Source organism: Pseudoroseomonas ludipueritiae, from assembly GCF_014490445.1.
Classification (GTDB): domain Bacteria; phylum Pseudomonadota; class Alphaproteobacteria; order Acetobacterales; family Acetobacteraceae; genus Pseudoroseomonas; species Pseudoroseomonas ludipueritiae.
In genome coordinates, this window is sequence record NZ_JACTUZ010000143.1 from 1 (window position 1) to 11,766 (window position 11,766).

Annotated in this window: 9 protein-coding genes; 7 read left to right on the forward strand and 2 right to left on the reverse strand. The window is 69.9% G+C overall.

Features of this window, described 5'->3' with window-relative positions; all coding sequences use genetic code 11:
* Positions 1-8: 8 nt before the first annotated feature.
* Positions 9-986 (reverse strand): threonine ammonia-lyase, encoded by a 978-nt coding sequence (locus tag IBL25_RS20800; RefSeq protein WP_187780422.1) that lies wholly within the window; start codon positions 984-986, stop codon positions 9-11.
* 177 nt (positions 987-1,163) lie between these two features.
* On the opposite strand from IBL25_RS20800, the gene IBL25_RS20805 reads away from it, so the two are divergent.
* The 7 genes from IBL25_RS20805 (at position 1,164) to mdoH (ending at position 9,668) form a co-directional block, all read left to right on the forward strand.
* Complete coding sequence (locus IBL25_RS20805) at positions 1,164-2,516, forward strand: ABC transporter substrate-binding protein (RefSeq protein WP_187780423.1); 1,353 nt, start codon at positions 1,164-1,166, stop codon at positions 2,514-2,516.
* Between the two features lie 70 nt (positions 2,517-2,586).
* On the forward strand, positions 2,587-3,516 hold the full coding sequence (locus IBL25_RS20810) for a carbohydrate ABC transporter permease (RefSeq protein ID WP_187780424.1): 930 nt from the start codon (positions 2,587-2,589) through the stop codon (positions 3,514-3,516).
* Between the two features lie 2 nt (positions 3,517-3,518).
* Complete coding sequence (locus IBL25_RS20815; RefSeq protein WP_187780425.1) at positions 3,519-4,415, forward strand: carbohydrate ABC transporter permease; 897 nt, start codon at positions 3,519-3,521, stop codon at positions 4,413-4,415.
* Between the two features lie 14 nt (positions 4,416-4,429).
* Positions 4,430-5,530, forward strand: coding sequence for an ABC transporter ATP-binding protein (locus IBL25_RS20820; protein ID WP_187780426.1), 1,101 nt, complete (start codon positions 4,430-4,432; stop codon positions 5,528-5,530).
* Complete coding sequence (locus IBL25_RS20825; protein ID WP_187780427.1) at positions 5,527-6,270, forward strand: SDR family oxidoreductase; 744 nt, start codon at positions 5,527-5,529, stop codon at positions 6,268-6,270. Before IBL25_RS20820 ends, IBL25_RS20825 begins: the two co-directional genes overlap by 4 nt.
* Before the next feature lie 2 nt (positions 6,271-6,272).
* Positions 6,273-7,946 carry a malate/lactate/ureidoglycolate dehydrogenase gene (locus IBL25_RS20830; protein ID WP_367615653.1) on the forward strand — a complete coding sequence of 558 codons (1,674 nt, stop codon included), beginning with the start codon at positions 6,273-6,275 and terminating at the stop codon, positions 7,944-7,946.
* 33 nt (positions 7,947-7,979) lie between these two features.
* A complete protein-coding gene (gene mdoH / locus IBL25_RS20835) occupies positions 7,980-9,668 on the forward strand; it encodes a glucans biosynthesis glucosyltransferase MdoH (protein ID WP_187780428.1) in 1,689 nt (562 codons plus the stop codon).
* On the opposite strand, the gene IBL25_RS20840 is transcribed toward mdoH, so the two are convergent.
* Positions 9,627-11,766 (reverse strand): DUF4175 domain-containing protein (locus tag IBL25_RS20840; RefSeq protein ID WP_187780429.1); only part of this gene is annotated, 2,140 nt, incomplete at its 5' end. The genes mdoH and IBL25_RS20840 overlap by 42 nt on opposite strands.

Sequence of the window (11,766 nt, forward strand, 5' to 3'; positions counted from 1 at the left end):
GCCGAGCATCAGGCCGCCAGGGCGCGGGCGAAGACCGCCGGGTCCACATTGCCGCCGCTGAGCACCACGCCCACCGTGCGGCCGCGCGCCGGCACCTTGCCCGCCAGCACCGCCGCCAGGGCCACGGCGCCGCCGGGCTCCACCACCACCTTCAGGGCCTCGAAGGCCAGGCGCATGGCGCGGAAGACCTCATCCGGCGTCACCACCGCAGCGCCCTTCAGGCGCGGCTGGTTGACCGCGAAGGTCAGCGCGCCGGGGCGCATGGAGAGCAGCGCATCGCAGAGCGTCGTGCCCTTGCCGTCATTGGCGATCCGCTCCCCGGCCGCGAGGGAGCGCGCGGTGTCGTCCCAGCCTTCAGGCTCCACCGCCCAGACCTCGGTGGCGGGAGAAGCGCCTTCCACCGCCAGGGCGCAGCCACCCACCAGCCCGCCACCGCCGGTGCAGACGGAAAGCGCGTCCAGCTCGAAACCGGCGGCGCGGGCATCTTCCAGCAGTTCCAGCGCCAGGGTGCCCTGGCCTGCGATGACATCCGGGTGATCGAAGGGCGGCAGGACGGTGCCGCCGCGCTCGGCAGCCAGCTTATCGGCCAGGGTCTCACGGTCGGTCGTGGCGCGGTCGAAGAAGGTGATCTCGGCGCCCCAGCGGCGGGTGCTCTCCACCTTGATGGCGGGCGCATCGGCCGGCATGGCGATCAGGGCGCGCACGCCCTCCGCCGCCGCGGCGCAGGCGATGGCCTGGCCGTGGTTGCCGGAGGAATGCGTCACCACGCCGGCGGCGCGCTGCGCCTGGTCCAGCTTCAAAACCGCGTTGGTGGCGCCACGCAGCTTGAAGCTGCCGGTGCGCTGCAGGCACTCCGGCTTGATCAGCACGGTGCCGCCGGCGATCTCATCCAGCAGGGGATGCCGCAGCATGGGGGTGCGCACCACCCGGCCGCGCAGGCGGTCGGCGGCGGCCAGGACGTCGTCATGGGTGGGAAGGAGGGTCATGCCGCATTCTCCGCCCGCCGCCCGCGACCGGCAAGATGAGGGCCGCGCCAGCACTTCGAATCACCGCATCAGAACCGTTGCAACCGGCTGCTGCGCCTGCGTAACCTTCCTGCGGCGTGAGAGGGCCAAAGCCCATGGCGGCACGAGCACTGCCCGCGCACAGGAGGAGTAACGGACATGGAAGGCAACGGGTTCACCCGCCGTACGGTGCTGCGCGCCGGTATGGCGGGGGCAGCGGCCAGTGCGCTGCCTCTGGTGAATGTGCATGGGCAGACCTCGGGCGGGCGCCTCGCCCTCGGCCTGTGGGACCACTGGGTGCCCGTCGGCAACGACGCCATGCGCAAGATCGTCATGGAATGGGCGCAAAAGAACAGGGTCGAGATCCAGCTCGACTTCATCACCACCGTCGGCAACAAGAACCTTCTGACCCTGGCCGCCGAGGCACAGGCGAAGCAGGGCCATGACGTGCTCTCCTTCCCCACCTGGGAAGTGCACGCGCAGTCCGAGCTGCTGGAGCCGATGGACGACGTGATGAACCGCCTGGCCGAGAAATACGGCAAGGTGAATGCCATTGTCGAATATCTGGCCAAGGTGGAAGGCAAGTGGCGCGCGGTGCCGGCCATCTCCGGCTCGCAGAACAAGCCTTCGCTGGGGCGGATCGACCTGCTGAAGCAGCATGGCGGCATCGACATCCAGCAGATGTTCCCGGCCAATGACACCGCCGCCAATGTGGATGCATGGACCTGGGACGCCTTCATCAAGGCCGCCGAGGGCTGCCACAAGGCGGGCGTGCCCTTTGGCCTGCCGCTGGGCACCTTCCCCGATGCCACCGACTGGGTCGGCTCGATGTTCCGCTCCTTCGGCGCGGAGCTGGTGAATGCCAAGGGCGAGATCACGGCCAAGTCGGACAAGGTCCGCGCGGTGCTGGATTACGCGCAGCGGCTCTGCCAGTTCATGCCGGCGGATGTGTTTTCCTGGGACGACGCCTCCAACAACCGGGCGCTGATCTCGGGCAAGTCCGCGCTGATCTTTAACCCGCCCTCCGCCTGGGCCGTGGCCAAGCGCGACGCGCCGCAGGTGGCCGAGCAGTGCTGGACCTTCCCCGCCCCCACCGGCGCGGCCGGGCGCTTCACGCCCTACCTGCCGTATTTCTGGGGCGTCTGGAACTTCAGCCGGAACAAGGGCGCGGCCAAGGCGCTGATCGAGCACCTGAGCCAGCGGGAACAGGCCCAGGCCATGGTGGCCGCCACCAATGGCTACGACATCCCGCCCTTCACCAGCATGACGGATTTCGACACCTGGTCGAAGGAAGGCCCGCCGACCGGCGTGGTCTATAACTACCCGGTACGGCCGCACCACAAGGCGGAGCAGTTCATCGCCGACTACCCGGCGCCGCCGAATATCGCGGTGCAGATGTACAACCAGGGCATCCAGGCCAAGATGATCGCCCGCGTGGTGCAGAACAAGGAACCGGTGGAACGCACCATCGCCTGGGCATCGAGCGAGCTGGAAGGCTTCCAGCGCGGCTGAGGCGGCGCCACGGCCCTGGTGGCAACATGCCGCCGGGGCGTCTTCCCCATTCCGCTGAGGGAGTCCTGGCATGTCCCAGGCCGTGATATCCTCCGCCTCCACCCTGCCACCGCGCCAAGGCGCGATGCGGCGGCTGGCGCGGCGCAACTCCACCGTGGCTTTCCTGCTGACGCTGCCGCTGATCCTGCTGATCCTCGGCCTAGTGGTCTATCCCTTCCTCTACGCGCTCTATCTCTCGATGCTGAACAAGCGGCAGACCCGCTTCATCGGCCTCGACAACTTCACCTTCCTCTTCTCGCGCGAGACCTTCTGGAACGTGGTGTTCCAATCGGTGGTCTTCGCCGTCTCGGCCGTGCTGCTGAAGGCCATCATCGGCTTCGTGCTGGCGCATGTGCTGCATGCCCTGCCGGCCAAGGGGCAGCGCAAGTGGCGCGGCATGCTGCTGGTGCCCTGGGTCATCCCGCCGGCCATCTCCACCCTCGCCTGGTGGTGGCTCTTCGACCCTTCCTATTCCGCCTTCAACTGGGCGCTGGCCATCGTGGGCGTGGACCCCGTGCCCTGGCTGGGCGCCACAGGCTGGGCACGCTTCTCCGTCATCCTGGTGAATGTCTGGTATGGCGCGCCCTTCTTCATGATCATGTACCTGGCCGCGCTGAAGTCGGTGCCGGACCAGCTCTATGAAGCGGCGGCGATCGACGGCGCCAGCGCCTGGCAGAAGCTGCGCTACGTCACCTTCCCGATGATGCGTAACATCATCAGCATCACGGTGCTCTTCAGCCTGATCGTCACCTTCGCCAATTTCGACATCGTGCGCATCCTGACCAACGGCGGGCCGCAGGACAGCACGCATGTCTTCGCCACCTATGCCTTCCAGATCGGCATCCAGTCCGGCGACATCCCGCTGGGCGCCTCGGTCAGCCTGTTCATGTTCCCGCTGCTGGCGGTCTTCGCGATATTCACGCTGCGCGGCGTCAACAAGCGTACCAAGGAGATGGCCTGATCATGAGCACCACCGCCGCCTCCCCACCCTTCGTGCCGGCGCAGCGCCGCATCGGCAGCATCGCCGCCGAGCGACGCTGGGCCATGATCGGCGCCTATATCGCGCTGGCCGTCTTTGTTGTCTTCTTCATGCTGCCGCCCTTCCACATGCTGATGACCAGCCTGAAGAGCAGCGGCGAGATCGCCGACCTGTCCGGCAATCCCTGGATCGTGCGGCACCCCACCCTGCAGAATTACTGGGAGCTGCTGACCCAGGGCAATTACCTGATCCATTTCCGGAACTCGGTGATCGTCACGCTCAGCACGGTGGTGATCAGCATGGTGATCTCCACCATGGCGGCCTTCGCGCTGGCGCGGATGAAGTTCTGGGGCAGCGCCACGCTCGCCACCGGCGTCTTCCTGACCTACCTGGTGCCGGAGACGCTGCTCTTCATCCCGATGTTCCAGATCGTCGGCTCCATGGGGCTGTACAACAACATCCTGGCGATGATCCTGATCTTCCCGACCCTGACGGTGCCTTTCTGCACCTGGATCATGATCGGCTACTTCGCCTCCATCCCGAAGGAACTGGACGAGGCTGCGCTGATCGACGGTGCCAGCCACATCCAGATGCTGTGGAAGATCTTCATCCCCGTGGCCCTGCCCGGCATCCTGGCGGCAATGATCTTCGCCTTCACCGTCTCCTGGGCGGCCTTCATCTATCCGATGGCCTTCCTGGTCTCCTCGGACCAGATGGTGCTGACCGTCGGCATCGTGTCGGACCTGATCCGCGCGGATACCTTCCAGTGGGGCAAGATCATGGCCGGGGCGCTGATGGCCGCTTTGCCGCCCCTGCTCGTCTATGCTTTCCTCATGGACTACTACATCGCCGGCCTGACCGCCGGCGCAACAAAAGGCTGAGGGAGAGAACGTCCATGGCGCAGGTGACGCTCCGGAAAGTCGTCAAGGCCTATGAAGGTGGCGTGCAGGCGGTGAAGGGCATCGACCTCGACATCGCCGATGAGGAATTCGTGGTGCTGGTGGGCCCTTCCGGCTGCGGCAAGTCCACCACCCTGCGGATGATCGCGGGGCTGGAGGAGATCTCGGACGGCGAGATCGCCATCGGCGGCCGGGTGGTGAACGACATCCCGCCGCGCGACCGCGACATCGCCATGGTGTTCCAGAACTACGCGCTCTACCCGCACATGACCGTGGCGGAAAACATGGCCTTCGGGCTGATGCTGCGGAAATTCCCCAAGGAAGAGATTCGCCGCCGCGTGGACCATGCGGCGCGCATCCTCGACATCACGCCGCTGCTGGAACGCAAGCCCAAGGCGCTCTCGGGCGGGCAGCGGCAGCGCGTGGCGATGGGCCGCGCCATTGTGCGCGACCCCAAGGTCTTCCTGTTTGACGAGCCACTGTCCAACCTCGACGCCAAGCTGCGCGTGCAGATGCGCACCGAGATCAAGAAGGTGCACCAGACGGTCCGCACCACCACGATCTACGTGACGCATGACCAGGTGGAGGCCATGACGCTCGCCGACCGGGTGGTGGTGATGAACAACGGCGTCATCGAGCAGGTGGGGCCGCCGCAGGAGCTCTACCACAATCCCGCGACGCGCTTCGTGGCCGGCTTCATCGGCAGCCCCGCGATGAACTTCATTGATGCGCGGCTGGAGCAGGCTTCGGGCGCGCTGCGCATCCACCTGCCCGGCGACATCGTGCTGCCGGTGCCGGCCGAGCGTACCAGCCGCTATGCGGCACTGGCCGGGCGCGAGGTAGTCTTCGGCATCCGGCCGGAACACCTGACGGAAGCCAAGAACCTCGACCGCCCCAATGTCGCGCCCTTCCCCGCCGTGCCGGAGGTGACGGAGCCGATGGGCATGGAAACCCTGGTGCATTTCAAGATGAACGGCGCCGAGGTCTGTGGCCGTGTCGATCCCAATGCCCCGGCCCATCCCGGCCAGCACCTCCCCATGGCAGTGGACCTGAGCAACATGCATCTCCTCGACCCGCAAACGGGACGCGTCCTGTGAACCAGCTGGCCTGGGTGACAGGCGCGGGCTCCGGCATCGGCCGGGCGGTGGCGATCTCGCTGGCGCGGGCCGGCTGGCGCCTGGCGCTGACCGGCCGGCGGGAGGCCGCGCTGCGCGAGACCGCCGCGCTGCTGGATGGGGAGGAGCCGCTGATCCTGTCGGCCGACCTCACCGACCCCGTGGCGGTGGAGGCCACGGTGGCGAAGCTGCAGGAAGCCCCCGCGCTGCTGGTGAACAATGCCGGCGCCAACACGCCCCGCCGCCACTGGCACCAACTGGCGCCGGGCGATGCGCGCGCCCTGCTGGACGTGAACCTGACCGCGCCTTTCCTGACCAGCCTGGCGGTGCTGCCGGGCATGCGGAAGCGTGGTGGCGGTTTGATCGTGCAGATCGCCTCCATCGCCGGCAAAGGCGGTTCGCCGGTCTCAGGGCCCGCCTATATCGCCGCCAAGACCGGCTTCGTGGCGCTCTCCGCCTCGCTGAACGCGGAGAATGGCATCCACAATATCCGCAGCACCTGCATCTGCCCCGGGGAGGTCGCGACGCCGATCCTGGACCTGCGCCCGCAGCCGCCTTCCGCCGAGGAGCGCGCGCGCATGCTGCAACCGGCCGATGTGGCGGCCGCCGTGCTCTTCGCGGCCAGCATGCCCGAGCATGTCTGCCTCAATGAAATCGTCATCACCCCCACCTTCAACCGCGACCTCGCGGCAGGGGCCGAGGCGATATCGCGACTGAACTGACCGTGCCGCACGAGAATGCGCTGAAGGCCCTGCATGCCGGCCGTGCCTATCACGGCTGGCAGCATGTGGAGGCGCTGCTGGCCCTGTGGCGGGAATACGAGGGCATCCTGCACGATGCCGAGGCCGTGCGGCTCGCCATCCTGTTCCACGATGCTGTCTACGACCCACGCCGCAGCGACAACGAGCGCGCCAGCGCCGCCCTGCTGCGGGACTGGATGGCCGGCACCGTGCCGCCGGCCCGGCTGGAAGCCGCCGCCGCCATGGTGCTGGCCACCGAGCGCCACGCGGTGCCGGAGAACCTGCCGCCGGAGCTTGCCGCCGACACCGCCAGCTTCCTGGACATGGACCTGTCCATCCTGGGTGCCGAACCCGGCCGCTTCGATGCCTATGACCGTGCCATCCGGCAGGAATACGCGCATGTGCCGGCCGAAGCCTACCGCACCGGCCGCGCCGCCATCTTGCGCCGGCTGCTGGCGCGCGATCCTATCTTCCTCACCGCACCTTTCCGCGCGCGCTTCGAGGACGCGGCGCGGCGCAACCTTCAGGCCGCACTGACCAGATTCGAATCACCACAAGGACCGTCCATGCCCGACTACAACACCGTCAACGTCCCGGCCCCGGCGCTGGAAGACATGATCCGCGGCATCTTCCTGGCCATCGGCTGCGCCGGGGAAGAGGCTGGGGATATCGCCAGCCACCTGGTCGGCTCCAACCTGGCGGGGCATGACAGCCACGGCGTGGTGCGGGTGCCGCGCTACGTGGACTGGCACAAGGCGGGCTACCTCCATGCCGGCCGCAAGCCGGAAGTGGTCACCGATGGCGGCGCCTTCCTGCTGCTGGACGCGCAATTCGGCTTCGGCCATGCGGTGACCAAGCAGGGCGTGGCCATGGGCATCGCGCGGGCGAAGCAGCATGGCGCCGCCGTGGTGGCGCTGCGCAATTCCGGCCATTGCGGCCGCATCGGCACCTATGCCGAGCAGGCGCTGGCCGAGGACCTGATCTCCATCCATTTCGTCAATGTGGCTGGCTCCTTCCTCGTCGCGCCCTATGGCGGCGTGGACCGGCGCTTCTCCACCGCGCCCATCGCCATCGGCGTGCCGCTGGAAGGCCGCCCGGTGGTGCTGGATTTCGCGACTTCGCTAGTGGCGGAAGGCAAGGTTCTGGTGGCCAGCAACGGTGGCAAGCCGCTGCCGCCCGATGCGCTGATCGAGCCCGATGGCCGTTTCTCCGGCGACCCGCACACGCTTTACGGCGATTATCCGCAGGTGGGCGCACGCATCCCCGGCAATGGCCCCGGCGCCATCCGCGCCTTCGGCGACCACAAGGGCTCAGGCCTTGCGCTGATGTGCGAGCTGCTGGCGGGTGCCTTCACCGGCGGCGGCACATCGGGGCCGCGGGACCAGCGCGGCTGCATCGCCAATGGCCTGCTCTCCATCTATCTCTCGCCCGCGCATTTCGGCACGGAGGCCGAATTCCAGCGCATGGGCCGGGAATACCTGGAATGGGTCACCGGCAGCCGCCCCATCGACCCCGCCAGCCCCGTGATGCTGCCCGGCGAGCCCGAGAAGCGCAGCCGCGAGAAGCGCCTGCGCGAGGGCCTGCCCCTGCCCGCCGATATCTGGGAGGATCTGCGCCGCACCGCCACCAGCCTCGGCGTTGCGGTTCCGGCGGTGTAGTGCGGCCTCCGCGCCTGGCCTAATCTGGGCCTTGTGCGGAAAGCCCCATCCCCGGTCGCCCTGCGGCGGCTCGCCTTCGCCCTGCTCTGCCTTTGCATCAGCGCGGGGCTGCTGGCCCTGCTCTGGCGCGTGCTGTCGCCGGGCGGCTGGACGGGGTGGGAGGTGGCGATCCTGCTGGCCTATGGCGGCACGGTGCCCTGGTCCGCCATCTCGGCCGGCAATGCGCTGATCGGGCTGGCGCTCAGGCTGCGGGGGCGCGGCCTGCCCGCCGCGCCCGCCGGCACCGGCCAGCTCCGCACCGCCATCGCCCTTTGCATTCGCAACGAGGACATGGACGCGGTCCTCGCCCCCCTGCCCGCCCTGCTGGATGGGCTGGAGGCAGCGGGCCAGGGGCATCGCTTCGTGCTCTGGTTCCTGTCCGATACCCAGGACCCTGTCCTCGCGGCACGGGAGGAGGAGGCGGTGGCCGGCTTCGCGGCCAGCCGGGCGGGGCGGCCCATCGCGGTGCGCTACCGGCGGCGGCGGCACAATACCGGCTTCAAGGCCGGCAATGTGATGGAGTTCCTGGACCACCACGCCGCAGGCCTGGACCTGATGCTGGGCCTGGATGCCGATTCCGCCATGGCCGCCCCCGCCGTGCTGCGGCTGGTGGCGGAAATGGAGGCCGACCCGAAGCTCGCCATCCTGCAGCAGCTCATCGCCGGCCGCCCGGCGGAGGCGGCCTTCGCCCGGCTGTTCCAGTTCGGCATGCGCGCCGGCATGCGTTCCTGGGCCAGCGGGCAGAACTGGTGGCAGGGCGACGAAGGACCTTATTGGGGCCATAACGCCATCATCCGCATCACGGCCTTCCGCGCCCATGCGCGGTTGGACGACCTTCCCGGCGGCCATGCCATCCTCAGCCACGACCAGGTCGAGGCCGTGCGCCTGCATGCCGCCGGCTGGAAGGTGCGCTGCCTGGCCGAGGATAGCGGCAGCCTGGAAGCCAGCCCGCCCAGCCTGCCGGAATTCCTGGCCCGGGACCGCCGCTGGGGTGCCGGCAACATGCAGTACTGGCGGCTGCTGCCCCTGCCCTGGCTGCGGCCGGTGGGGCGCTGGCAACTGGCCCAGGCCGTGCTGCTCTTCCTCACCGCGCCGCTCTCTCTGCTGCTGCTGGTGGCGGCCCTGGGCAATGTGGCCACCGGCGGCGCGGCCGCCACGCCGCCTGGGGCGCTGGCCCTGCTCTTCGGCGCCACATGGCTGGCCTCTTATGCCCCCAAGCTGGCCGGCTATGCCGAGGCCCTGCTGCGCCCCGCCTTGGCGGCACGCTTCGGCGGCCGCCGCGCGCTGCTGCGGGGCGCCATGGCGGAAATGACCTTCGCCTTCTTCTCCGACCCCCTCAACATGGCCAGCAAGGGCTTCTTCCTGCTCGCCATGCCCTTCCGGCGTGGCAGCGGCTGGGGAGCGCAGAACCGCGCCGCGCGGGGCGTGGCCTGGCGGGATGCCGCGCGTCTGCTCTGGCCGCAGACGGTGCTGGGCGCGGCCGGCTCGCTGCTGCTGCTGGCGGCCGGCGGCACCGCCTGGCTCTGGGGCGCGCCCTTCCTGCTGCCGCTGCTGCTGGCCATTCCCTTTTGCGTCGCCACCGCCTCCCCGGCGCTCTCGGCCTGGATGCGGGCGCGGCGGATCTGTGCCACGCCCGAGGAGCTAGAAGGTCTTCAGCAGCCGGTCGATATAGTCCAGCTCTGACGGCGGCCGTTCCCGGTCCGCGCCACGCCGGCGTAGTTCCTCCTGGATCTGGCGGGTGCGCAGCGCCTCGGCATCGCCGGGCACCACGGTGTCGCTGCCGGTGTCGTTGGAATTCGGCTCGCTGCGGGTGGGGCGGCCGAGCGGGTCACGGCCCTCCCCCTGCCCCATGGCCTGGTCGCGCCCCTGGCCGCCGCCGGGCTCGCGGCCCTGGCCACGGCTGGCCTCGCCCTGGCCCTCGCCGGGCTCCTGGCCTTGCTGGCCCTGGCCGAACTGGCGCTGCATGGTCTGCGCCATCTGCTGCGCGCCTTCCTGCAACTCGCGGATCGCCTGCTGCTGGTGCGGCGTGGGGTCGCCGCCCTGGCCCAGGGCTTCCTGCGCCTGCCGCATCTGCTGGTCCGCACGGCCAAGTGCTTCCGGAATCTCGCCGGTCAGGTCGCCGAACTGCTGCATCAGCTCGCCCAGGGCCCGGCGCAGGGCGCGCTGCTGGCGGGCATCGCGCTGCGCCTCGGCGGCGCGCTGCTCGGGCGTGGTGGCGCCGGCCTGGGGCTGCTGCTGGCGCTGCTGCCCGTAGGGGGAGCGGCGCTGCTGCTGCTGAGGCTGCCCGGCCTCGGCCTGTTCCCGCTGGTGGCTGCGGTCCAGCATCTGGCCTTCCCGCTGCACCATGTCCTGGATGGCGCCCATCTGCTGCTGCCCGCGCTGCTGGCGCTGCTGCTGCTGGCTGTTGCGGTTGCCGCCTTCCCGCCGCGCCACCTGGCCATTCTGCAGCGCCTCCAGCATGCGCTCCAGCTCGGCAAGCTGCTGCTGCATGTCCTGGGTGCGGCCCTCGCGCGCCGCGTCCTGCATCTCCTGCGTGCGGCGGTCGAGTTCTTGCGGGTCCATCAGCCGGGCCTGGGGGTCCTGCGGCATAGTGTCGCCGTTCTCGCGCTGCAACTGCTCGGCCAGGGCCTCCAGATGCTGGCGGACGGCCTCGCGCAGTTCCTGCACCCGGCGCTCCAGCTCGGCGCGACGCTCGGCATCGGGCGGCTGACGCTCTGCTTCCGCAAGGGCTTCGCGCAGGGCCTCGCGGGCCTCGGCCAGGGCACGGGCGGTGCGGTTGGCACGGCCTTCCTCCAGCGCGATGGCGGTCTGCCACATCAGCGCCTGCGCCTCTTCCACCGCCTCCCGGCGGCGGTCGTAGGTCAGGTGGTAGCGGGCGCTGCGCAGGGCCATGAAGGTGGTCAGGTCGTGCTCGAAATCCTCAGGCCGCAGGGAGAGTTCATCCAGCCCACGCTCGACCCCCCGCCGCGCCAGCGGGTCCAGCGAGAGCGACTTCCGCAGTTCCACCAGCCGCTGGGCCACCGGATGCTCGAAGCGCCGTTCCGGCAGGGTCAGCTCGGCCGTGTCGGAATGGCCTTCCTGCCCCGCGTTGTCGCGGGCCACCAGCCGCACCCGCACCGGCAACCCCGCCCAGGGATGCGCGGAAAGGTCCGGCTGCGCCACGCCGCGGGGCTGCTTGCTGTCGCCCGAAATCGGCAGTTCCAGCGCCAGCGGCGGCGCATCCGGGCGTGGCGCCAGCGTGATCTCGGCGCGGGCATTGGCCAGGCCCCAGTCATCCTCGGCGCGCCATGGCAGCCGGATGGCCAGGCCACGCTGCGCCGGCCCCGGCGGTTCGGCGAAGACGATGCGGGGCGGCGCATCCGCCTGGGTGGCGATGGTCCAATGCGCCAGATCCTGCCCATCCCGCCGCACGCCGATGCGGGCGCCGGCGTCGAGCGGCACCTCGGCGGTGAAGCTGCCGGCATCCAGGGCGCGGAAGGGGGTGGCCGTCTCGCCCAGGCGCAGCTCCGGCACGCCGCCACGGCCGCCGGATAGCGCGACCTGCAGACGGCTGCCGGCGGGCACGGTGACCGAGCCACCCTCCGGCGGCAGGAAAACCGGCGCGGCGCCGGTATAGGCGGGGGGCGAGATCCAGGCCTCCAGCCGCAACGAAGGCGGCGGCACCGGGGCGCCGAAGGCGGGCTGGACGGCGCGGCGCAGACGCTCGGATGTCTCGGGCCCGGCCACCACCAGGGCGGCCACCAGCGCCACCAGCAGGCCAAGGCGCAGCCCGCGCCGGTCC